This window comes from Brunnivagina elsteri CCALA 953 (assembly GCF_002289455.1).
GTDB lineage: Bacteria > Cyanobacteriota > Cyanobacteriia > Cyanobacteriales > Nostocaceae > Brunnivagina > Brunnivagina elsteri.
In genome coordinates, this window is the sequence record NZ_NTFS01000033.1 from 1 (window position 1) to 22,651 (window position 22,651).

General features: G+C 40.2%; 20 protein-coding genes. 10 read left to right on the forward strand and 10 right to left on the reverse strand.

The features are described 5' to 3' along the window. Window positions 1-82: 82 nt before the first annotated feature. On the reverse strand, window positions 83-1,699 hold the full coding sequence (locus tag CK510_RS04865; protein ID WP_095720626.1) for an NAD(P)/FAD-dependent oxidoreductase: 1,617 nt from the start codon (window positions 1,697-1,699) through the stop codon (window positions 83-85). Window positions 1,700-2,118: 419 nt separating this feature from the next. Between CK510_RS04865 and CK510_RS34210 the strand changes: the two genes are divergently transcribed. After that, window positions 2,119-2,382: an NAD(P)-binding domain-containing protein gene (locus tag CK510_RS34210; protein ID WP_342745929.1), complete on the forward strand. Its 264-nt coding sequence runs from the start codon at window positions 2,119-2,121 to the stop codon at window positions 2,380-2,382. Next, on the forward strand, window positions 2,327-2,995 hold the full coding sequence (locus CK510_RS04870) for an NAD-dependent epimerase/dehydratase family protein (protein WP_342745930.1): 669 nt from the start codon (window positions 2,327-2,329) through the stop codon (window positions 2,993-2,995). Before CK510_RS34210 ends, CK510_RS04870 begins: the two co-directional genes overlap by 56 nt. A 32-nt stretch (window positions 2,996-3,027) precedes the next feature. Here CK510_RS04870 and CK510_RS04875 read toward each other — a convergent pair whose 3' ends face one another. The 4 genes from CK510_RS04875 to CK510_RS04880 all read right to left on the reverse strand — a co-directional run bounded on the left by CK510_RS04875 (window position 3,028) and on the right by CK510_RS04880 (window position 4,650). Next, a complete protein-coding gene (locus CK510_RS04875; RefSeq protein ID WP_245911851.1) occupies window positions 3,028-3,765 on the reverse strand; it encodes a DUF3598 family protein in 738 nt (245 codons plus the stop codon). Next, a complete protein-coding gene (locus CK510_RS33865) occupies window positions 3,735-3,866 on the reverse strand; it encodes a hypothetical protein (protein WP_281256981.1) in 132 nt (43 codons plus the stop codon). Before CK510_RS33865 ends, CK510_RS04875 begins: the two co-directional genes overlap by 31 nt. Before the next feature lie 130 nt (window positions 3,867-3,996). After that, on the reverse strand, window positions 3,997-4,134 hold the full coding sequence (locus tag CK510_RS31505) for a hypothetical protein (RefSeq protein WP_158224846.1): 138 nt from the start codon (window positions 4,132-4,134) through the stop codon (window positions 3,997-3,999). 117 nt (window positions 4,135-4,251) lie between these two features. Further along, entirely contained in the window at window positions 4,252-4,650 is a 399-nt protein-coding gene (locus tag CK510_RS04880; protein WP_095720627.1) for a DUF4278 domain-containing protein, read from the reverse strand. 315 nt (window positions 4,651-4,965) lie between these two features. Here CK510_RS04880 and CK510_RS04885 point away from each other — a divergent pair, with 315 nt between their 5' ends. Further along, entirely contained in the window at window positions 4,966-7,128 is a 2,163-nt protein-coding gene (locus CK510_RS04885; RefSeq protein ID WP_095720628.1) for a Tex family protein, read from the forward strand. Between the two features lie 5 nt (window positions 7,129-7,133). Here the strand turns inward: CK510_RS04885 and CK510_RS04890 are convergent, their stop codons facing one another. Next, window positions 7,134-7,499, reverse strand: coding sequence for a hypothetical protein (locus CK510_RS04890; RefSeq protein WP_095720629.1), 366 nt, complete (start codon window positions 7,497-7,499; stop codon window positions 7,134-7,136). 171 nt (window positions 7,500-7,670) lie between these two features. On the opposite strand from CK510_RS04890, the gene CK510_RS04895 reads away from it, so the two are divergent. Then, complete coding sequence (locus tag CK510_RS04895) at window positions 7,671-8,069, forward strand: phage holin family protein (RefSeq protein ID WP_095720630.1); 399 nt, start codon at window positions 7,671-7,673, stop codon at window positions 8,067-8,069. A 127-nt stretch (window positions 8,070-8,196) separates the two neighbouring features. After that, window positions 8,197-8,382 carry a YqaE/Pmp3 family membrane protein gene (locus tag CK510_RS04900; RefSeq protein ID WP_095720631.1) on the forward strand — a complete coding sequence of 62 codons (186 nt, stop codon included), beginning with the start codon at window positions 8,197-8,199 and terminating at the stop codon, window positions 8,380-8,382. Window positions 8,383-8,487: 105 nt separating this feature from the next. On the opposite strand, the gene CK510_RS04905 is transcribed toward CK510_RS04900, so the two are convergent. Both CK510_RS04905 and CK510_RS04910 read right to left on the reverse strand, forming a co-directional pair. Continuing rightward, complete coding sequence (locus CK510_RS04905; RefSeq protein ID WP_095720632.1) at window positions 8,488-9,300, reverse strand: histidine kinase; 813 nt, start codon at window positions 9,298-9,300, stop codon at window positions 8,488-8,490. 324 nt (window positions 9,301-9,624) lie between these two features. Beyond that, entirely contained in the window at window positions 9,625-10,215 is a 591-nt protein-coding gene (locus tag CK510_RS04910) for a ferric reductase-like transmembrane domain-containing protein (RefSeq protein ID WP_095720633.1), read from the reverse strand. Between the two features lie 528 nt (window positions 10,216-10,743). Here CK510_RS04910 and CK510_RS04915 point away from each other — a divergent pair. Continuing rightward, the gene (locus CK510_RS04915; RefSeq protein ID WP_095720634.1) at window positions 10,744-13,155 is read left to right on the forward strand and encodes a sucrose synthase; all 2,412 of its coding nucleotides are present in this window, start codon (window positions 10,744-10,746) and stop codon (window positions 13,153-13,155) included. A 105-nt stretch (window positions 13,156-13,260) separates the two neighbouring features. Beyond that, a complete protein-coding gene (pgmB, locus tag CK510_RS04920; RefSeq protein WP_095720635.1) occupies window positions 13,261-16,182 on the forward strand; it encodes a beta-phosphoglucomutase in 2,922 nt (973 codons plus the stop codon). Window positions 16,183-16,310: 128 nt separating this feature from the next. On the opposite strand, the gene CK510_RS04925 is transcribed toward pgmB, so the two are convergent. Continuing rightward, window positions 16,311-16,865 (reverse strand): hypothetical protein, encoded by a 555-nt coding sequence (locus CK510_RS04925; RefSeq protein WP_095720636.1) that lies wholly within the window; start codon window positions 16,863-16,865, stop codon window positions 16,311-16,313. Window positions 16,866-17,032: 167 nt separating this feature from the next. Between CK510_RS04925 and CK510_RS04930 the strand changes: the two genes are divergently transcribed. Together CK510_RS04930 and CK510_RS04935 are read left to right on the forward strand one after the other, a co-directional pair. Beyond that, entirely contained in the window at window positions 17,033-19,210 is a 2,178-nt protein-coding gene (locus tag CK510_RS04930) for a DEAD/DEAH box helicase (protein WP_095720637.1), read from the forward strand. A gap of 293 nt (window positions 19,211-19,503) precedes the next feature. After that, complete coding sequence (locus CK510_RS04935) at window positions 19,504-19,692, forward strand: hypothetical protein (RefSeq protein WP_095720638.1); 189 nt, start codon at window positions 19,504-19,506, stop codon at window positions 19,690-19,692. On the opposite strand, the gene CK510_RS04940 is transcribed toward CK510_RS04935, so the two are convergent. Then, complete coding sequence (locus tag CK510_RS04940; RefSeq protein ID WP_095720646.1) at window positions 19,689-21,338, reverse strand: Ppx/GppA phosphatase family protein; 1,650 nt, start codon at window positions 21,336-21,338, stop codon at window positions 19,689-19,691. The genes CK510_RS04935 and CK510_RS04940 overlap by 4 nt on opposite strands. 261 nt (window positions 21,339-21,599) lie before the next feature. Here CK510_RS04940 and CK510_RS04945 point away from each other — a divergent pair, with 261 nt between their 5' ends. After that, a complete protein-coding gene (locus CK510_RS04945) occupies window positions 21,600-22,484 on the forward strand; it encodes a 4-hydroxybenzoate solanesyltransferase (RefSeq protein WP_095720639.1) in 885 nt (294 codons plus the stop codon). Window positions 22,485-22,651: the final 167 nt, after the last annotated feature.

A 22,651-nucleotide genomic window follows, 5' to 3' on the forward strand; every position in this document is an offset into this window, starting at 1 on the left:
AAATTCCTATTTTCCCGTTGTTATATTATCATTAAACGTCTTTTATTGATAATAAAACTATGGACTGAAACCCTTGCTATATCTATTGAACTTTTACAGTTCGCAAGATATTTAAAGCTACTGCTTCAGCCGTTTTAATACCGTCGATACCAGCACTGAGAATTCCTCCAGCATATCCGGCACCTTCCCCAGCCGGATAAAGACCTTCAGTATTCAAACTTTGACCGTCTTCTTTGCGTTTAATGCGAATTGGGGATGACGTGCGGGTTTCAACCCCTGTTAGTACAGCATCGTCCATCGCAAACCCCTTGATTTGTTTATCAAAAACAGGAAGTGCCTCGCGGATAGCTGCGATCGCATAATCAGGTAGACTCGAACTCAGATCGGTCAAATGCACCCCTGGCGTATAAGATGGTTTGACTACCCCTAATGTTGTCGAGGGGCGATGGTTGAGAAAGTCACCCACCAATTGCCCTGGTGCCTCATAAGTTCCACCTCCCAACTTAAAGGCACCCTCTTCCAAACGACGTTGCAAGTCAATTCCCGCTAAAGCATGACCAGGATAATCTTCCGGTGTGATACCGACGACGATGCCACTGTTAGCATTGCGCTCATTGCGAGAATATTGACTCATCCCATTAGTCACAAGTCGCCCCGGTTCCGATGCTGCTGCCACCACCAAGCCACCCGGACACATACAGAAGCTATAGACAGAACGACCATTTTGGCAGTGGTGAACCAGCTTATAATCAGCCGCACCCAAAATTTTATGACCTGCCTGGGTACCGAAACGACAGTGGTCAATCATTTTTTGGGGATGCTCGATGCGAAAGCCGATGGAAAAGGGCTTGGGTTCGATATAAACCCCTCGCTCGAAGAGCATTTGGAAGGTATCGCGGGCACTATGACCGACTGCGAGAACTACATGCTCGCTGGCAATATATTCCCCACTGGCAAGGGTGACTCCCCGCACTTTGCCGTTTTCGATGTCAATATCTTCAACCCGGCTTTGAAAGCGAATTTCACCACCCAAGGCTTCGATTTGAGCGCGGAAATTTTGGACGATTCCAACTAATTTGAAAGTGCCGATGTGGGGTTTATTGATGTATAAAATTTCTGGTGAGGCTCCAGCATTGACGAATTCCGTTAGTACCTTACGTCCATAATGCTGGGGGTCTTTAACTTGGCTGTATAGTTTACCATCCGAAAATGTACCAGCACCGCCTTCGCCAAATTGAGCATTAGATTCGGGGTTGAAGTCTGTTTTTTTCTTCCAAAAACCAAAGGTGTCGGCAGTGCGATCGCGTACCATTTTCCCGCGTTCTAAAATCAGTGGACGGAACCCCATCTGCGCGAGTGTCAAGCCTGCAAACAAGCCGCAAGGTCCTGTACCTATAATGATGGGTCGAGTAGAACAGTTACTAGGAGCTTGTGCCACCATGCGATAGGTCATATCTGGTGTGACTATTACATGGGGGTCTTTTTTTAGACGCTCTTTAATAAGCTTTTCCTGGCTCGTCTCGACATCTAAAATATAAACAAGGATAACCTCTCCCTTTTTACGGGCATCGTAACTGCGCTTGAAAATTGAATAGCCGATTAGCTCCTCCCTCGTGATTTGCAGCTTTTTGAGGATGGCATTTGCGATCGCATCTTCAAGATGATCTAAGGGGAGCTTTATTTCTGAAACTCGTAACATAATTTATATCTTGGACAACCTTGCTGATAGCGCCATCACATAATACTTGATGGGTGAGGTGACACTATTAAAGAAACTTGCGCCCCTTAATCTGGAGTATCACCATTTTCTAACGCTACAACAAAGTAGGTGCAACCATTAATAAACCAAAGAAAAATGTACGTGTCGAGCAGAATTTTCATTTTCCCTCGAACGCCCTTAAAATCTCTTCTGGCAAAGGCTCATCAAAATTATCGGGGACTGTGAGTCTTCTCTTTATTTGGCATAACCGCAGCCTTTGATGTAATTATAGGTTCTATGGGCATAAACCCGAAATTATAATTACTCAGTATTTTTAGCAATATGTTATTGGGTATACTTATTTATTCTTGTTTTTCCTAACCTATTAAGAAAATGAGCAAACCAGGAGTTATAATTTAATGTATACAAAAGCTTCTGATACAGTTACTTCACAGCATAATTACGGTGATTTGGAGAAAATAGCAATTATTGGTTGTGGTTATGTGGGAACTGCTTTATCAAAATATTGGTATCAACAACAAAGTCGCTCGATAATAGCAACTACCACAAGACAAGAGCGGGTTAAAGAATTAGAAGAAGTTACTGAAAGGGGAAGACAGCGAAGCCGTGCGATCGCTCTTACAAAATCAAGATATTGCGGTGTTGTCCATTGCTCCCATTAGCGACCGTCAGGTGGATGCAGAGGTATACCGGGAAACTTATATTCCGACAGCGAAAAATTTGGTTGCAGCATTGAAAGAGACTTCCACTGTCAAGCAGGTAATTTACCTCAGTAGTTGCTCAGTGTACGGTAATAAAAATGGCGAATGGGTTGATGAAACTTCTGTGGTAGATCGGGATAATGAATATAATCAGGTGCTGTGCGATACAGAAGAGATTTTGTTAGGTTCAGCGAGTATTAATGTAAAAGTTTGCATCCTGCGTTTAGGGGGAATTTACGGTCCTGGTAGAGAGTTGATGAAACGTTTAAGCCGTCTTGCAGGAAAAACTTTACCAGGAAGCGGTGAAAGCTTCCCTTGTTGGATTCATTTGGATGATATTATTGCAGCCGTGGATTTTGCTTGTCAAAATAGCCTGAATGGCATTTATAATCTGGTGAATGATTTACGCTGGACTAGTCGGGAATTATGCGATTATATTTGCGATCGCCAGGGTTTAGAGAGAATTATCTGGGATGCTTCCCAACCGAGTTTTCGCGCTTTGAATGCACGTATAAACAATCAGAAGATTAAATCTGCAGGTTACAAGCTAATTCATCCGGAGACGATTGTTTGAATTAAGATGGTATTTGCTTGTAACCAATCGCGTTATACGATAATACATTCCTGTGTAATCAAATCAGGTTCGCGGGTATCGTCACTGAATTGACCAATTGCTCTCTTGATGCGATCGCGACTATATCTCCAACTAAGAATCAGGTTCGTTTTGTCACCAGGTTCTAAGGTTTTTGGTACATTTAGCGAAATCCCGTCTGGAAAATTAAAGATTAATCGACCTTCTTCTAACCAATTTACAGCGTCATTGGACACCGAAATTTCATCAAAGCTACCAAACCGCAACATTGAACTATTGATTACTTGCACAGGAGGATATTCCCGATTAGTAATTTCTGGTTTTTCCTCAGACCAAGGGAAGGGGGATTCTTCTTGCTTTACCTCGCGGAATAAGGAAATTCTAGTAAGTACACATTTACTGTTTGTTTCTTCAGAGCGATCGGGACGAGAATAAGTAATAACTGTACTTACACGACGGTTTCCTTCATTTAAGTAAATTTCTGCATAGTTGACACCGTTTTCTCTGCGTGGTTTGCTCATCACACCAGAGAAGTGAGACGAAAACATTGCAGTTGATTCCCGATCTACAGGATGAATAATAGCTGGCGTACATTTTTCAATTGTCCACTGTTTTTCAATAACTTTTGAGGTGTCGTCACGATTAATAAAACACAGATAGTGTTCAATCTCGGATACATCCGATGCAGGAGTAAATTTTCGAGTGGAATTGAGAACTTCAGTTATTCTTCCTTCCCCGTCGTACCGCGAAATAACTCCCTTCCAGGTAAATCCATGAACTGCAATAAAGCGATTCCATTGCTGGAAGTTTGTTTCTTCTGATTGGTTGGTCTAAGATAACCCTTCTTTTTCAATGCTCTCGCGATTATTCATGATATTTTTCTTGACAATAATATTATGATGCGGGCAAATTTTGTACTTTCTGACCAAGCTAAAACTTTATCCTTTAAATTACACCATTTAAAGGTAACTATTCACCCCACTTCAAAAATGCTCGTTCGTGTAGCCTGCCACCTCGGCATAAACCCAATTTTTTTGTTGATAAGGTTTAGTATTAGTAGCGACTGTCTTGAAAGTCAAGCGATCGCCAAACTCTAGCAAGTTCGTAGGGTTCTCTTGCAAAGAGTTCTGGGTAACGCATAATTAAATTTGGTCGATGTCTATTTATTTTCTGTAAATCCCTAATTTCTAATCTCTAGAGAGACGCGATGTATCGCGTCTCTACATTTTTCGACATATCTATTCCATGTGTGCTTGATGACTTCGCCAAGGGGAACCTCGATATTTTCCCACAACTTCGCCTTCAGAAACTTCGGTGACGGTATCGTGAGGTTCGTAATTCGCTCCTCGATATTTACAGGGAACTTCTATTTGAGGCTGTTGGGAAACTAATGTACAATTATTGCGATCGCTCTGCAATTTAATTCTGGACTCATTTTGTTGCAAAAGCTTGTGAGTCGAAACCAAAACCACTACCAGCAATAACAACTGAATTTCCCAAGGGGCTAATATTAAGCTAATTACTAAACTAATAACTGCTGCAACACCAGCTAAGTAGCCTATTTCGTCGGTGCTTTTTTGAAATATGTAGCCACTAATTAAACCAGTAAAAAGCGGCATTAAAAAGGCAAATACCATTTTCTGTTACCTCTGAATCCAAAAGCAGAAGCGTAATGTTTATCTTATTGATTTCTCACTATAGCAAAAGTATTAAATTTGACACTATTGCTAAATTACTAACTTTTGCGTTGGCGTAGCCTCTCCCACGGAGAATTGCACTCTGCATGATTACATACAAAGACAGGGGTGTAGATTCCGGTTCTGATTCCGGATATGTCTGGTATATTAATCTAACACTTTGCGTCTTTCTTCAGAAGTCACCTAAATATAGTGCTGCTGAAGCTGATAGTTATCTAACTTACCGTAAAGTAGTGTTTTCAACTGAGACACACAATGCTAAACATTCCTCAACAACTAGCAACAGAACTTAATCTGACACCGCATCAGGTAAAAAATGCCTTGGAACTTTTTGCGGAAGGTGCGACTATTCCTTTCGTTGCTCGTTACCGCAAGGAACGTACTGAGGAAATGGACGAAGTACAGTTACGGGACCTCCAAGACAGGTATAATTACTTAACGGAAATTGAAGAAAGAAAAACAACAATACTCAACTCAATTAACGAACAAGGTAAGCTTACCAACGATTTAAAGGCGAAAATAGAAGCTTGTTTGCAGAAAAATGAGCTAGAGGATTTATACTTACCCTATCGTCCCAAGCGTCGTACCCGTGCTGCGATCGCACGGGAAAAGGGACTAGAACCGCTTGCTGTGTTTATTCAGTCGTTGAATGTGAAAAATGGTCCCTTGGTACCTTTGGAAGAGGAAGCAGCAAAGTATGTTTCCGAGGAAAAGGGGGTTAAAAGTGCTGAGGATGCACTAAAAGGTGCTGCGGATATTCTCGCTGAGGAAGTTGCCGACAAAGCCGAATTACGGGCATATTTGCGGGAATATTTGTTAGATGAGGGGGTTTTTGTCTCCCGCATCAAAAATGATGAGCATCCGGAAGGAACGACCAAATTTGAAATGTATCGCAATTTCCAAGCGAAAGTGAGGAATGTTGCCCCCCACAATCTCTTGGCTTTGTGTCGTGGGGAAAATGAGGGGATATTAAGCTTTGAAATTGAGTACGATGGTGAGGCTGTGCTTTCCTATTTGGAATCCCAGGAAATCCGCGTTAAGCATCCTCCAACTAGGGCTTTTTATCGGGACATGGTTAAGGATGCCTTTAACCGCTTAATGAAGGCTTCGCTGATTGGTGACGTAATCGCCGAGAAGAAGCTTTATGCTGATATTGAATCTATTAAGACATTTGAAACTAACTTGCGGGAATTGCTCTTATCTGCACCTGCGGGGATGAAACCAACCTTAGCAGTTGACCCAGGTTTTCGCACGGGTTGCAAAGTTGCGGTTCTCGACCAAACGGGTAAATTTTTAGAATATCAGGCAGTATTTCCCCATCAAGCGGCAGAACAACGGGCAAAAGCAGCACAAACCCTGAAGAAATTCATTGAGAAATATCAAATTGGCTTAATTGCGATCGGGAATGGTACAGCATCCCGTGAAACCGATGAATTTGTGGCGGAGGTGTTGCAAAATATCGAAGCGAAACCAATCAAAGTGATGGTGAATGAATCGGGAGCATCTATATATAGTGCTAGCAAACTTGCGGGTGAAGAATTCCCCGATTTGGATGTGACTGTTCGGGGTGCAATTAGCATCGGTCGTCGTCTACAAGACCCACTTGCGGAACTGGTGAAAATTGACCCGAAATCGATTGGTGTAGGGCAATATCAGCATGATGTAGACCAGAAATTACTGAAGAAAAAGTTAGATGAAACCGTCGAAAGTTGTGTGAACTATGTGGGTGTAGATTTAAATATGGCATCGAAAGAATTGCTGACGTTTGTGTCAGGAATTACTGCAACAGTGGCGAATAATATTGTTACTTATCGGAATGAAAATGGAGTCTTTAAAAATCGTCGTCAACTGTTGAAAGTGCCGAAATTGGGACCAAAAGCCTTTGAACAAGCAGCAGGATTTCTGCGGATACGGGGAGGGGAAAACCCCTTGGATAATACTGCCGTACACCCAGAAAGTTATAAATTAGTCGAAGCGATCGCATCCGAACTCAAAGTTTCGTTAAATCAGGTGACTTTGATAGCGGAAAACTTGAAAAAAATAGGTTTAAAAAAATATGTAACTGACACAATTGGGGAACCAACACTGCGGGATATTATTGGGGAATTAGAAAAACCCGGACGTGACCCCCGTGCTGAGTTTAAATATGCTACTTTCAAGGAAGGTATTAAGGAAATCTCTGATTTAATAATAGGGATGGAACTTGAGGGAATTATTACAAATGTTGCCAATTTTGGTGCATTTGTAGATGTGGGAGTTCACCAAGATGGGTTGGTACATATTTCCCAACTTGCCGATAGATTTGTAGATGACCCCAAAAAGGTTGTGAAGGTGGGGCAAGTCGTAAAAGTGCGAGTTTTGGAAATAGATATCAAGCTACGACGAATTAGTTTATCGATGAAAGCTGTAAAAATGTAAAGTAATCAGAATCCAGTCTTTATAGCGACTGTCTTGAAAAACTCAATAAATTGGGTTTCTCCCCTACGGGAAATCTCTAATCGTTGCGATAATCCCAGAAACCCAATTTCTCTCCTTACGCGAAAACCTGAATAATCCTTCGTTGCATTCAGCATTCGATGATGGGAGAAACCAGGTTTCCGATTGGTGTTGCAGCGAAGATAGTCGTACTGAGTTAAAGAAAAACCCGGTTTCTTGATTGTAGTCTTTGTAGTGACTGTCTTGAAAAACTCAATAAATTGGGTTTCTCCCCCACGGGAAATCTCTAATCGTTGCGATAAACCCAGAAACCCGATTTCTCTCCTTACACCAAAACCTGAACAATTCTTCATTTGCAGTCAACATGACATTTAGAGATACTTTTCAAACCTTTCAAACATACTTTTAAAATATGTCTTGCGATATAGGCTCAATCATCCTTACTAAAGATGTTAAAAACCAGCTTATCCCTAATCATGGTAATTGAAAGTAAAAACAAATTGATTTAGTTTCTAGGTGAACAAATGTTACCCACCTTTTTAACCGTATTAGCTACAGCACTAAGCTTACTAGTTGTCGATATCATTTTCCGTGGAGTTGATATTGCGAACTTCCCTGCTGCATTGATAGCAGCAGCAGCTATTGGCTTTCTTAACAGTTCGATTAAGCCAATTTTATCAACTCTATCTTTGCCATTAAATTTCGTCAGTTTTGGTGCATTTTCATTAATTATTAATGGCTTTTGTTTCTGGCTCGCAGCAGTTCTAGTTCCTGGATTTGGAGTACATGGAATAGCTGCATTTATCCTTGCTCCAGTAGTTCTATCTTTAGTTAACACATTCATCAACAATTACTTTGCTGAAAAAAACTTAGCGCTGAAAACTAGTGATGATGCAAACAAAACTCAACTTCCCTCTAACTAGAATTAGATGATAAAAGAAATAAAGATTATTCCATCAGATTTTAGCTTGAGATGGTAGCTTTATTTCTGCCCTTATTAACTAGTAAAAACTCGAAAGTAAACCGTATAAATTAATCAACAATAATCTCATGAAAGCACTTCGATATATTCTTGGTCTTTTAATACCTCCCGTAGGTGTTTTCCTAACTTATGGAGTTGGACAAACTCTATTTATTAACATATTACTAACTTGTCTCGGCTGGATTCCTGGTAGCATCCACGCAGTTTGGGCAATTTCCAAACATGAAGAAAGTTTAGATCGTCGCACAATTTAATTAGTGGTATTCTAGGACAATAAATATCTCACAAATATCCCTGACTTCTCAAAGAAGTCAGGGATATTATGTGGAATATAAAGTTTTAACTTACATAAATATTAACTATTTATGAACTTTCTCTTTCCCATTCTCAACAGATTCTTTATCTTTAAATAAGCTAGTTACAGACATTAGCAATTCCTTTAATACTTGTTTTAACTGATGTTCGCTACGGGCAACTAAACCACCTACCTCACCCAATTTATCCTCAAGTTGAGTATGCTTATCCTTCACATTTCCAACCATAATCTCAGCTTTTGGACGAGCTTGAGCATACCATTTTTTTGCATCTTCAAGATAATTATTTACCTCTTCACCACGTCCACCATAGCGTGCTGCTAAATTAGCTTTGACAAGGGCAAGTTGTGCTTGTAATTGTACATAGCGTTTTTGCAAAAGTTCTGCTTCTTCACTATTTTGAATTCCACTAATTGCCGAATCAATTGCATTTTTGACTTGTGAAGATTTTTCAGTTCCCGTCTCTTTAATTTCTGCTAAAATACCATCAACTTCTTGTTGAATTTTAACTTCCTCGTCATCGAGCTTTGATTGCAATTGCTTAACTTCTGCTTGTGTCTTAGCAATATTGGCATGTCGTTTAGTATTCACAGCTTCCAATGCACCTTCAATTGAAGCTGTTACTTCTTCCTTCATTTCACCACCACGTTCTTGAAGATTCTCAATCACAGTGGAAACGGCTTCGCGTACAAGTATGCGAAAATCAGTCGAACCTTCTTTAAGCTCAGATTTAAGTTCCGAACCTACTTGTGATAGGGCATTTCTGACAATTTCTCGAATGCGATCAATTCGTAGCTGTCCGGTTTCTTTTGCTAAATCAAGGTCGGCTTTAATTTGTTCTTTGATATTATTAGCCATATGCAGTAACGGTTTTGACCCGTAATCCTTAATTGATATATTGCGTTATTTTTCAATAGTGACTTAGTAATTTAATTACTGTGACATCCTTTGGATAGATAATAGCTCTATTAGTCGTAAAATCCATCTTCAGATATACTTCTAAAGTTGGATACAAATTCAAAATATTCTAACTTGAAGAGGAATTCATGTTTAGGGGTTTGCAGAGAAGAAAATATCTCAATTCTAGATTGATCAATCGTATCACTTCTGAATAAGGGTGGGGAGACCCCTACAATTTAGGAAAATTTATGATAATATTTGGCTATAGGTGTGATGGCATCCTTAGTTTGTCATTTCTATTTTCTGACGCTTAATAAATAAGCTAATAAAAATTAAACTTAACATGACTGATAAGGGAGTTAAATAGCTCCAATGTCTGTACATTTTATCAAGAATATGCCAAGGTAATATAAAAATAATTAAATAAGTTAATTTATGCAAGTTCTTCCAGTTTTTTTTGAACTTCTTTACGCTCCAATCATTAGAAGTTATAGCTAAGAGCGTCATAATAAACATCATCAATATACCTTGAAAATAGTGAATATAAGTATATGGATTAGAAAAATCAATATGCATTTGAATAGTCATTAATAATCCGTGATTTGATGCTAGGACAAATGCAATAATTCCTGTATATCTGCGATGCCTTAATAACCATTTTAATCCTGTATGACTGCGAATTTGAGGAAATACAGTTTTAAATATACTGGGTATAATAGTCGCCAGATAAACAATCAATCCTAAAAAACCAATAAAATTTGCAAATGGAGCAGGTTGGAGAAATAAAGCCAGAAAAAGACAGGTAATATAACTCACAATACTTGCAAATAAAAATATTAGAGCCTTTTTATCCTCAAAAATACTTATACGCATAAATCAAAGAATAGTAGTTTAAAATCTGTAACAATCTGTAAAGATATAGGAAAAATAAAATTGACAATATGCACTTGGACATTTTGTTTTTTTGGTGATACAGATAAACTAGTAGGGGTAAATGCTGACTCAATCCAATAATGTCTAGACATGTATCCAAAGTTTAGTGGAAATTACAAAGTTAAATAAAATAGCCTTTTTGGATAATTTCAACAAGAATGTGCATGATTAATGGTAGATATTAAAAAAAACAAAATAAATCCGTAAAAGTAGTTAAAAATGAACTCTTTGAATGAATTTACGCTAACGTAAGTGTTATGTGCATTTCAAATAATTCTTATATAGAACCTAAGCCAATGAGTGCAAAGTTGGGTATAAGGGTTTTAATTGTGAATCTGGAAGAAGATGGAAAGCTGAGAGCGAATAATTAGTTGATGCTAAATTGCTTTTAACTTTCCTGCTCTCAATTTCGACTGCAAATAGACTCAGAGCCCAGGTTTTGGTCAAGCTAGAGTTCGGGATAATCTTATGCAAGAACTGGTTCAAACTGTCTTAAACAGTGATGAAAAAAATGCTTTACGTCAGTTAATCTCCTCTCTAGGAGCTACTGGGAAGCAATACTTATTGCGGAATGAGATTTTGCAAGTATTTGCCGACTATTGCCAAAAGTCGCATAAACCTGCTTACTTTTTCCATTCTTCGGCATTAGGTAATTTAATCAACTTTACCCATGAAATTATTATTGAAGAAGAAAGTACCTGGTTTCTGCTACGTCCTTGGATAGCGAGTCAGGAGGTTTGGCGTTTGGGTGCGGATATGACGCATTTCGAGAAAATGACACCCCAGGCATTGTTAGATGTGCGCGATCGCTTGGTCAATCGCTCCCAGCCGCAAATTCTGGAGATTGACCTCAAACCCTTCTACCAAGGCTCTCCTGACATCGATGACCCCAGAAATATCGGTCAAGGATTGGCATTTTTGAACCATTACCTATGCCACCAATTGCAGTACGATCCGGCTCACTGGTTGGAGGAATTGTTTAAGGTGCTACATCGACTTCAGTATAGTGGTGTTCCCTTGATGATTAGCGATCGCTTAAAATCAGGGGCAGAATTAGCTGAAGCAGTACATCAAGCTATCCATTTAGTCAGGGAAAAACCGCCATCAGAACCATTTGAAAAATTCCGCTTTGATTTACAAGCATTAGGTTTTGAGCCAGGTTGGGGAAATACAGCCGAAAGAGTTCGGGAAACCCTCGAATTATTTGACCGTTTAATCGATAGTCCCGAACCCCCAGTTTTAGAAGCTTTTGTATCGCGAGTTCCGGCAATATTTCGGGTTGTTTTGGTATCCGTTCACGGTTGGGTTGGACAGGAAGGGGTTTTGGGAAGACCTGAAACCGCAGGACAGGTGATGTATGTATTGGAACAAGCTCGGAGTTTGGAAAGTAGGCTGCGGGAAGATATAACCCTGGCTGGGCTTGATTCTATTGGCATTCACCCGAAGGTGATAATTCTCACCCGTTTGATTCCCAACTGCGAAGGAACCGCTTGCAATCTTCGGTTAGAAAAAATTCAAGGTAGCGAAAACGCTTGGATATTGCGGGTTCCCTTTCTAGATACTAATCCACCAATTACACAAAACTGGATTTCAAAATTTGAAATTTGGCCTTATCTGGAATCCTTTGCATTGGAAGCGGAACGGGAATTAATCGCCGAATTTCAAGGTAATCCCAATTTAATTATTGGTAACTACAGCGATGGTAATTTGGTTGCATTTCTCATTGCCCGTCGTCTGAAAGTGACCCATTGTAGCATTGCCCACTCCCTGGAAAAGCCAAAATACCTATTTAGTAATCTTTACTGGCAGGATTTAGAGGACAAATATCATTTCTCGGCACAATTTACGGCAGACTTGATCAGCATGAACGCAGCCGATTTTATCATTAGTTCATCCTACCAAGAAATAGTCGGTACACCTGATAGCATTGGGCAGTATGAATCCTACAAATGCTTTACCATGCCTGAGCTATACCATGTCGTCGATGGGATTGATTTGTTTAACCCCAAATTCAATATGGTGCCACCAGGAGTCAACGAAAATCTATTCTTCCCTTACAATCAAGAAGAAAATCGCGATCGCGAAGCTCGTGCCAAAATTCATGAACTTCTGTTTACTCAAGTAGACTCGCAAATTGTCGGGAATTTAGCCGATCCAACAAAACGCCCTATTTTTGCGGTTGCACCAATTAATTTCATCAAAAATTTGACGGGATTGGCGGAATTTTTTGGAAAAAATAAGGAATTACAAGAACGTTGTAACCTAATTTTACTTACGAGCAAATTTACCCCGGAACAAGCTACCCATCCTGAAGAAGCAGCAGAAATTGAACGACTCCACGAAATTATCGATCGGTACGAACTCCACAATCACATTCGCTGGTTGGGGATACGACTTTCTACCCTAGATTTAGGTGAAGCTTACCGAACTGTTGCTGATTGTCGTGGTATTTTCATCCATTACGCCCTATTTGAAGCTTTTGGACGCACTTTACTGGAAGCGATGATTTCTGGCTTACCGACTTTTGCGACTCAATTTGGTGGTGCTTCGGAAGTTATTGATGATAGCGAAAATGTCTTTCATCTCAACCCTACGGATTCTGAAGGAACTGCGAAGAAAGTATTACGTTTTCTTGACGAATGTGACGCTAATCCTCAGTATTGGCATGAAATTTCCACAAAAGTAATTGAGAGGGTACGTAATAAATATAACTGGACGCTACACTCAAAGCAATTACTCTTAATCGCGAAAATATATCGATTTTGGGATTATGTTACTCCCGAAAACCGTGAAGCTAGGTTACGCTACTTAGAAACTTTATACTACTTGGTGTTTAAACCAAGAGCCGAAAAAATTCTGGAACAGCATAGGCAAAGGTAAGGTCAGTACAATTCGCAATTCGCAATTTCTAATTCTTATACAGAAGACGACCCATCGGGTCGTCTCTACTCCTAATCCTCCGTCTTTTTCAAGGAAGCAGTGCCGATGGATACAAAAAATCTTAATCTTGATTTTATTTATACTGACTGGTCGTTAATTGAAACCCGATTCGATCCGGAAAAAATTCACCACTGTGAAACAGTATTTACGATTGGTAATGGTTATTTAGGTACGCGAGGTACTTTTGAAGAAAGTTATCCCCGTGCGACCAATGCGACGATTTTACAGGGGGTGTACGATGATGTTCCTATTGTGTATACGGAACTGGCAAACTGTCCCGACTGGCTACCGTTAATTGTCATTGTTGATGGGGACAAATTCCGTTTAGATCGAGGGGAAATAATTAGTTACGAACGCAAGCTTGATTTACGTAGGGGTGTGCTGAGTCGGTTTATTCGCTGGTGTAGTCCTAATGGCAAAACCGTAGACCTACAATTCGAGCGTTTTGCTAGTTTAGCAGACCCCAATGTACTTTGTCTGCGCTGTCAAATCAAACCAGTAGACTTTAACGGTTTAATTGAAGTTCAAGCTAGTATCAACGGCTATCCCGAAAACCAAGGTTTCAACCACTGGGAAGTAATCGACCAAGGCAAATATGACCAAAATGCTTGGTTGCATCTACGTACTCGTGGTTCGCGGATAAACTTGGGAATGGCGACTGGTTTGACAGTTATAGATGCCGAAGCATCCCTACAAGTCACCAATCCCCCCGGATATCCCACCCTGATTGCAGCCTTTCAAGGTACATCTGGGCAAGCTGTAACTGTTGAAAAAATGGTGACTATTTTTACATCAAGGGATGTGGAAAATCCTATACAAGCAGCACAAGATAAACTAGCTACCTTACCGACATACCCAATCCTGTTAAAAGAACAACAGCAAGCATGGGAAGAAATATGGGATAAAAGTGACGTTGCTGTTGAAGGTGATGTTCGGGCTGCCCTAGCAATTCGCTACAACCTCTTTCAACTCCTGATTTCTGCACCAGCCAACGATGATAAAGTCAGTATTCCCGCCAAAACCCTATCTGGGTTCGGCTATCGGGGTCACGTATTCTGGGATACAGAAATATTTATCCTGCCCTTCTTCATCTATACCCAGCCAGCTTTAGCCCGAAATATGCTGACATATCGCTATCACACCCTTGGTGGTGCGAGAAGAAAAGCCATACATTACGGCTATAAAGGGGCAATGTATTCCTGGGAAAGTGCGGATACGGGTGATGAAGTTACGCCCCGGTGGTTGCCACCCAATGACCCTTACGGCGATGATATTCGGATTTGGTGCCGCGATCGCGAGATTCACATTAGCGCTGATATTGCCTACGCAGTATGGTCTTACTGGCTGGTGACGGGTGATGATGACTGGATGCGGGATTGTGGTGCGGAAATCATTCTTGATACGGCGGTATTTTGGGGCAGTCGGGTAGAATATAATACCAAGTATGAGCGTTACGAAATTTGTGGTGTCATTGGTGCTGATGAATACCATGAATTAGCGAATAACAATGCTTTTAATAACAGGATGGTGCAGTGGCATCTAGAAAAAGCCATTAATACCCAAGATTGGCTCCGGGAAAAATACCCTGATAAAGCTAAGGAGTTAGAACAAAAGTTACAACTGACCCTAAGTCGGCGTTTGCGTTGGCAGGATATCATTGCTAATCTGTGGATACCCTATGATGCCAATACGGGACTGATTGAACAGTCGGATGGGTTTTTTAAACTCGAAGATATCAACCTTGATGATTACGAACCCCGTACCAAATCTATCCAGTCTGTTCTCGGTATCGAAGAGGCAAACAAACGTCAGGTTCTCAAACAACCCGATGTATTAATGTTGTTGTACCTAATGCGGGAATCGGAAGAGTTTCCCTACTCCTTGGAGGTGTTAGAGAAAAACTGGGATTACTACGCACCCCGTACTGATATTACCTATGGTTCGTCCCTTGGTCCCGCCATTCACGGGATTTTGGCTTCCGATTTAGGTAAGTCGGAGGAGGCATACGGCTACTTTATGCAAGCTGCGATGGTGGATATTGAAGATGTACGTGGTAATGCTCACGAAGGGATACACGGTGCTAGTGCTGGTGGAGTTTGGCAAGCTGTGGTCTTTGGTTTTGGTGGTATAAAACTTACGGAAGATAGTGGTCCCGTTGCTACACCCCATTTACCGAAGGGTTGGAAACGGTTGCAATTTAAAGTTTATTGGCAAGGTGATTGGCACGAATTTGATTTGAAAGGTGAAAGTATGGAAGCACAAAATACTAGTGTTACTAATAACCCTGATTCTTCGGGACAAACACCCATCAAAGGTGTAATTTTTGACTTGGATGGTGTGTTGACTGATACGGCTGAGTATCACTATCGAGCTTGGCAAAGATTAGCTGATGAAGAGGGGTTAGTTTTTAATCGGGAGGCTAATGAGGAGTTGCGGGGTGTGTCTCGTCGCGATTCGTTACTGAAGATAATTGGTACTAAAAAATACAGTGAAGAGAAATTTCAAGAGATGATGGATCGGAAAAACCGCTATTATGTTGAATCGATTGAAAATATTTCCCCAACCGATTTATTACCGGGAGCTATGGATTTGCTTAAGGAGTTGCGTAGTTCTGGTATAAAAGTTGCGCTTGGTTCTGCGAGTAAAAATGCTCGTCCGGTAGTTGAGAAGTTGGGTATAGGGGAGTATATAGAGGTGATTGCTGACGGTTTTAGTGTTCAGGAGCCGAAACCTGCCCCTGACCTATTTTTGTTTGCGGCTCAGGAACTGGGTTTGGAGCCTGGGGAATGCATTGTTGTCGAAGATGCGGGTGCTGGTGTTGAAGCTGCTTTGGCGGCTGGAATGAGGGCTGTGGGCTTGGGTCCGGTGGAGAGGGTTGGTGAGGCAACGGTAGTTTTACTGAGTCTTGAAGGTGTTAATTGGCAGGATTTGCAGGCTAGTTTGAATAGTTTGGTGTTGCATCATTAATTGGGTAAGGTTGGGGGATTTTCTCCCGATCTTTCTCTATGAAAATATGGATTAGGGACTCGCGCAAAGTCGCAAGGGCGCAAAGATGCAAAGATTGAAATATGTAAAATTAGGTGTGGTTTTTGTGATTAATCTTGGAGTAGGGTTAGTTCTATCCAGTTACTCAATTCTTTTGCTACTAAATCTAGTTCGGGTTTGGTGACTGCGAATGGGGAAAATTCTCCTGTTGAGAGTTCGTAGAGCTTTCTTCCTGCCCAAATTTCGAGGAAGTATCGATTCCATGAATGTTGGACTTTTGCGATTCTAATTATACTTGGTATGGATGCTGGGAAAGGGTCTTTGATTTTTAGGCTAAATATTTCGTAAGTCCATGATATTTTTTTGCGAGTTATGGATAGACGCTTTTGTGAAAATTCTGATAATAAAATAACTGCGATCGCAATTATGGAAATGAGTAAGTTAAATATTATTACTGGTGTAAAAAATCTTGGGTTTTGATTGGGTAGGGATAGGATAAAAAAGTTAATTAGATATGCTGGGAAAATTAGAAAAATTAAACTGAGCATTGTAAAGCGTGAAAATAAACCAACGGAAGGGATAAAGATTTCTATTAAGTCATCGTTTTTTAGTAGTATTATTTTTCGTTGGCATTTTTCTTGAAGGCTAAATTTAAATAAGTTCATTTGAATTAAATATTTTTTTCTAAAATTTGTGGGTTTATGTCGCTTTTATAGCTTTGATTTATCGCGACATCCTACGGTAAGATTACTTATATATATTTTTAAACGCAAAGATGCGCGGAGGTAAACGCAGAGGTTCGCAGAGGTTTAATCTAAAATCTAAAATTAATATGAGTAAAACTTTTTCTCGACTTGCTCCGTTTATTCAGGAATATATATACAACAATAATTGGACGGAATTACGACCTATTCAAGATGCTGCATGTGAAGTTATCTTTGACACTGATGCTCATTTGTTGGTAGCTGCTGGTACTGCTGCGGGGAAAACTGAAGCTGCTTTTTTGCCTGTTGTTACGGTTTTATATGAGCAAAAACCTCAAAGTATTGGTGCAATTTATATTGGTCCAATTAAGGCTTTGATTAATGACCAATTTGAACGACTGAATGATTTATTACGGGAAGCTGATATTCCTGTTATTCCTTGGCATGGGGATGTTTCCCAAAGTCATAAAAATAAAGCAATCAAAAATCCTCGTGGGGTTTTACAAATTACTCCAGAATCTTTAGAAAGTTTGTTAATTAATAGATGTGATGATTTGGTTAGGTTGTTTGGGGATTTGCATTTTGTAATTATTGATGAAGTTCACACTTTTATGGGAACTGAACGCGGTTGTCAGATACTTTGTCAACTTGCAAGGTTAGCAAATCTCACGGGAAAACAACATCGTCGGATTGGTTTGTCTGCTACTTTGGGTGATTATTTGCTAGCTGAAGAATGGTTGCGTTCGGATACTGATAAACCAGTGATGACACCAACGATTGAAGTGGGTAAGAGAAATATTAAGTTAGCTTTAGAACACTTTTATAGAGGAGATGAAGCTTCTTCTGGACAGGTTTCTGAGTTTAGTAATTATGATAGATATATTTTTGATTTGAGTAAGGGTAGTAAATGCCTAATTTTTGCTAATAATAAATCACAAACGGAGTCAATTATTGCTTCTTTGCGACAAATTGCTCTCTCCGAAAATGAACCTGATATATATCATGTTCATCATGGCAGTATTGCGGTAAGTTTGCGTCAAGTTGCTGAAAATGCCATGCGGGAAAAAAATAAACCTGCTGTGACTGCTGCAACTTTAACGTTGGAAGTTGGGGTTGATATTGGTAATTTGGAGCGGGTTATTCAGTTGGAAGCACCAATGTCTGTAGCTGGCTTTTTACAAAGGTTAGGACGTACGGGAAGACGGGGTAAATCATCTGATATGCGGTTTGTTTGTGTAGAGGATGAATGTTTACCGGAAGCTCCAATATTTGAACAAATCCCGTGGAATTTATTACAGAGTATTGCTATTATTCAACTATATGTGGAAGAACGTTGGATTGAACCTTTTAAACCTGTGAAATATCCGTTGAGTTTGTTGTATCACCAAACAATGAGTATTTTGGCTGCGATGGGGGAAATTTCACCTGGGATATTAGCAAAACAGGTATTGAATTTATCGGTTTTTAAGTATATTTCTCAGGATGATTTTAGACTGTTATTAAATTATTTGTTGGAATTAGACCATATTCAAAAGACTGATAAAGGTAAGTTAATTTTAGGTTTAGCTGGGGAAAAAATTACTAATCGCTTCCAGTTTTATGCCATTTTTCCCGAAAATTTGGAGTTTTCTGTGAAGCATGATACCAATCAAATTGGTAGTATTGCGATGATGCCAAATGTGGGAAGTCAATTTGGTTTAGCGGGGAGAAATTGGGAAGTTTTAGAGGTTGATTTTCGCAAGAAAACAGTTAATGTTAAATCTGTTGAGGGACAAACTAGTGTTTTTTGGCGTGGTGGAAGTGGGGTAATTCATACTAAAATATTACAGAGAATGCGACGGGTTTTATGTGAGGATACTGAGTATAGTTATTTGCAGCCGAATGCGTTGAAACGGTTGCAGATTGTGAGGGATTTAGCACGGGATTTAGAGTTAGATAAAAATTATGTGGTTAAGTTGCCGAAAGGGAAATGTGTGATTTTGCCTTGGATGGGAACTGTAGCATTTCGCACTTTGGAAAGGTTGCTAAATTGCTTTTGTCGGGATTCTTTGGGGATTAAGAGTATTGGTGGTGCAAATCCTTATTATATGACTGTGAGGTTGCCGAAAGATAAGGTTGAAGGTTTGTGTGGGGAGATTATTTCTTTGGGTGAACAAAGGATTATTCCTGAGCATTTGGTTAGTGATGAGGAAGCTCCAGAAATTCAAAAGTATGATGAATATATTCCCTATTCGTTGTTAAGAAAAGCCTTTGTATATGATTTTTTAGATTTGGATGAGGTACAGGGTTTGGTGAGGGGATGGTAGGAGTGTACACTGTATTCTAGGAGAGAAATATCTTAGAGGGTGTTTATAAATAAAATTATGTCATTCTGAGGAACGAAGAATCTAGGGTTTGTGCCGTAGTCTAGAGATGCTATCCTGCGGGAACGCGAAGCGCGAACACTGGGCTAGCGCTCCGTACCCAGGGGAAATAATCTGAAGAAACACGATCGCACATCTAAACACTAAAAAAGCCCGTGTCTTGGAGATAGCGGGTTTATTTTTTACCTAAAACCGACAAAGATAATACGTATGATGCCTACATTCAGATATGCGATATGCCCTTGGCGTTAAGTCTCAAGGGACAGGCTCCGCGTAGCTTGCTTCCACGGAGTGGTAGGCTTATCGCAATGTTTGATTGGGTTTTGTCGTTGGGGGAGAAACCGGGTTTCGAGATTTTTTTACTGAAGAGAGAACTGCTATTGGTAATTGCGATCGTTGGGGGAGAAACCAGGATTGAAAATTAACTAACTGTCACAACTGTTGGTTCCAAAACAACGCTAACTTTGAGATTAAACTCGGTTTCAAATACATCTTTACTGTAATCTAAACTCCATATTTCTAATGAACAGTCATCATTAGGATGGAGGGGATAAACCCTCAGTTTAAAGTCTTTTGTTTGGAGATTATAATCGCATTGAATGCGGGAAATTGCCCCAACTTGTCTTCTATCTAATGCTGTTGCTAAACGCAATATTGCACTCAAATGATTAACCAGCAAACGATGTTCTTTGTTGGCTAAATTGCGGTAATTCTCATGCTTTTTCTTGGGTGGAGATTTGCGATGGTAACGGGCAATGTTGGCAATAATTTCTATCTCTGTTTCGGTGTAACCAAGTAATTCACTATTACGAATGAGATAGTAGGAATGTTTGTGGTGGGAAGAATGGCTGACGTAGTGACCGCAATTGTGTAAAATAGCAGCTGTCCAAAGTAACTGATGTACTTCCGTATTCCAGTTGTGTAAAATACCTTTGGTTTGCTCGAACAAGCTTAAAGCAAATGTGGCTACTCTATCGCTATGTTGCAAATTCACATGGTATTTTTGGGCAGTTTTCAGCACACTACGTTGACGAACTGAACCTTGATAACGTAAACGATCTTCGATTAAACCGTGGGTAAGCATCCAATCGACTATAACACCTTCCCGTAAGGAACGTTCGCATACGGTGATAGATTCGGCACCAAGTAAAATCATTGCTTCTTGCAATATTAATGCACCTGCTAAAATCACTTCGGAACGCTTTTCTGGCATCTCAGAAATTGCAGAACGTTCGATATTATTCATACATCGCCAACGATTTACCAATTCACGCAAATCCCGCAAGGGAAATTGATACCCGTTGAGAGTGGAAGGAACAAACCCTAGATGTTGATGAGCATGGATTGTGGCTATAGTTTCGATTGTTCCAGATGTTCCGACTAAACGGGGAGACTCACCAAATGGATAACTTGCGACAACTTCCTCTGCTGATCGCTCTAACATTCCCACGATGTATGTTTGGAGATGGTCAAATTCTTTTTGAGTAATGGGATCGGTATTAATTAGTTCACTAGTTAGACGTACCGCACCAATTTTAGTACTAGTTAGGGTGCGTTCTTCATGACTATCACCCAAAATTATCTCTGTTGAACCACCACCAATATCAATAATTGTATGGGGTTGGTTGTTAAATTCCATCCCCGACAAAACACCTAAATAAATCCGACGTGCTTCTTCTTGTCCAGAAATTAAATCGACTTTTAACCCCAGTTGTACTTCGATATCCTGGAGAAAATCCCTACCGTTGGGAGCTTCACGTGTTGCAGAAGTCGCTACAGCAATGATTGTTTCGGTATTCATCGTTTTGGCAACTTCCTGAAACCTTCGCAAAGCTGCGATCGCACGTTCCATTATTTCAGGTTTGAGATTACCCGTTTCCAAATCGCGATCGCCAAGTCGAACTGTTTCTTTTTCCCTGGCAATGATGCTAAAGGATGGCAATGTCGGTTCTATTTTGACAATTACCATGTGTAACGAATTTGTTCCTAAGTCAATGGCAGCGATAATTCGCTGATGTTCTGCCATTGGAGTCGGAATCATCTCCCTGCTAGCCGAAACCAAATCCACCATTTTTGTTCTCTCTTTAATTGTCGATGCAAAAGGTTCGTTACACCAAAAAGGCATGTTATTTTGTGTAACTTAAGATGAAACTAATTAATTTCAGGTTCAGTTAGCTCTAAATAAGTTAGTTCTGACTTTACCTGTGTCGAAATCTTCACCAAGCTGCTAAAACTTCAGTATTCTACATTCTGCATTTACAAATAACAAATAAAGTTATTCTATAAATGTAAAGATTGTTAATTTTCTTTTCAAGCCACTATTTACGGTTTTATGTTAAATCCCACAGAAAACAACCAGGAAGCGGTTTGGTTAAGTGTAATCAGGCTTTTGCGCTGGCACAAACCCGAAGGTAGACTGATTTTAATGATTCCCGCTTTGTGGGCTGTGTTCCTCGCAGCAGCAGGAAAACCACCTTTACCATTGGTTGGGGTAATTATCCTGGGAACCCTCGCTACAAGCGCTGCTGGTTGCGTTGTTAACGATTTGTGGGATCGAAATATCGATCCAGAAGTCGAACGAACCCGAAATCGTCCTCTTGCTTCCCGTGCGCTGTCGGTAAAAGTGGGGATAGTTGTGGCAATTTTGTCAATGGGATGCGCCGCAATTCTGGCTTTTTACCTGAACCCGCTATCATTTTGGTTGTGTGTAGCTGCCGTCCCTATTATTGTCCTCTATCCCGGTGCAAAAAGAGTATTCCCCGTTCCTCAATTAGTTCTTTCCATTGCTTGGGGTTTTGCCGTTTTAATTAGTTGGACTGCTGTCACCAAAAGTCTTTCTTTCCCGACTTGGTTGTTGTGGGGAGCTACTGTACTGTGGACTTTGGGGTTTGATACTGTTTATGCAATGCCAGATCGGGAAGATGATAAACGCATTGGTGTTAATTCCAGCGCTTTATTTTTTGGTAAATATGTAGAGAGTGCGATCGCAGTTTTCTATGCAGGTACTATCGGGTTACTTGCTTGGTTGGGTATTTTAACTCATCTCCACTTTGGTTTTTGGATTAGTCTAGCTGTGGCAGCTTTGGGATGGATATGGCAATATTTTCGTCTGCAAAGTCAGGATTTACCTAATTCTGTATATGGGGAAATGTTCCGGCAAAATGTTTGGATTGGGTTTATTTTACTGGCTGGGATGGAATTTGGATATTTGTTATAAACAATATAGAGCTATCCCGTGAAGAATTGTTAAACCTCGTCCATTTCGGAACCCGGAGTTTTTGATTATTCTGTTGTGTCATTGCAACGTAAGGTAGCCGAAGCATCTACCCTGCGGGAAGTCACTCCGTGCCTACCCGCAGGGTAGCAATCCCAAAGCCTTTATGG

Coding starts and splice junctions, on each gene's coding strand:
- CK510_RS04865 (WP_095720626.1), bottom strand. CDS start 1,699: ATGTTACGAGTTTCAGAAATAAAGCTCCCCTTAGATCATCTTGAAGAT.
- CK510_RS34210 (WP_342745929.1), top strand. CDS start 2,119: ATGTATACAAAAGCTTCTGATACAGTTACTTCACAGCATAATTACGGT.
- CK510_RS04880 (WP_095720627.1), bottom strand. CDS start 4,650: ATGGTATTTGCCTTTTTAATGCCGCTTTTTACTGGTTTAATTAGTGGC.
- CK510_RS04885 (WP_095720628.1), top strand. CDS start 4,966: ATGCTAAACATTCCTCAACAACTAGCAACAGAACTTAATCTGACACCG.
- CK510_RS04890 (WP_095720629.1), bottom strand. CDS start 7,499: ATGAAGAATTGTTCAGGTTTTGGTGTAAGGAGAGAAATCGGGTTTCTG.
- CK510_RS04895 (WP_095720630.1), top strand. CDS start 7,671: ATGTTACCCACCTTTTTAACCGTATTAGCTACAGCACTAAGCTTACTA.
- CK510_RS04900 (WP_095720631.1), top strand. CDS start 8,197: ATGAAAGCACTTCGATATATTCTTGGTCTTTTAATACCTCCCGTAGGT.
- CK510_RS04905 (WP_095720632.1), bottom strand. CDS start 9,300: ATGGCTAATAATATCAAAGAACAAATTAAAGCCGACCTTGATTTAGCA.
- CK510_RS04910 (WP_095720633.1), bottom strand. CDS start 10,215: ATGCGTATAAGTATTTTTGAGGATAAAAAGGCTCTAATATTTTTATTT.
- CK510_RS04915 (WP_095720634.1), top strand. CDS start 10,744: ATGCAAGAACTGGTTCAAACTGTCTTAAACAGTGATGAAAAAAATGCT.
- pgmB (WP_095720635.1), top strand. CDS start 13,261: ATGGATACAAAAAATCTTAATCTTGATTTTATTTATACTGACTGGTCG.
- CK510_RS04925 (WP_095720636.1), bottom strand. CDS start 16,865: ATGAACTTATTTAAATTTAGCCTTCAAGAAAAATGCCAACGAAAAATA.
- CK510_RS04930 (WP_095720637.1), top strand. CDS start 17,033: ATGAGTAAAACTTTTTCTCGACTTGCTCCGTTTATTCAGGAATATATA.
- CK510_RS04935 (WP_095720638.1), top strand. CDS start 19,504: ATGCCCTTGGCGTTAAGTCTCAAGGGACAGGCTCCGCGTAGCTTGCTT.
- CK510_RS04940 (WP_095720646.1), bottom strand. CDS start 21,338: ATGGTGGATTTGGTTTCGGCTAGCAGGGAGATGATTCCGACTCCAATG.
- CK510_RS04945 (WP_095720639.1), top strand. CDS start 21,600: ATGTTAAATCCCACAGAAAACAACCAGGAAGCGGTTTGGTTAAGTGTA.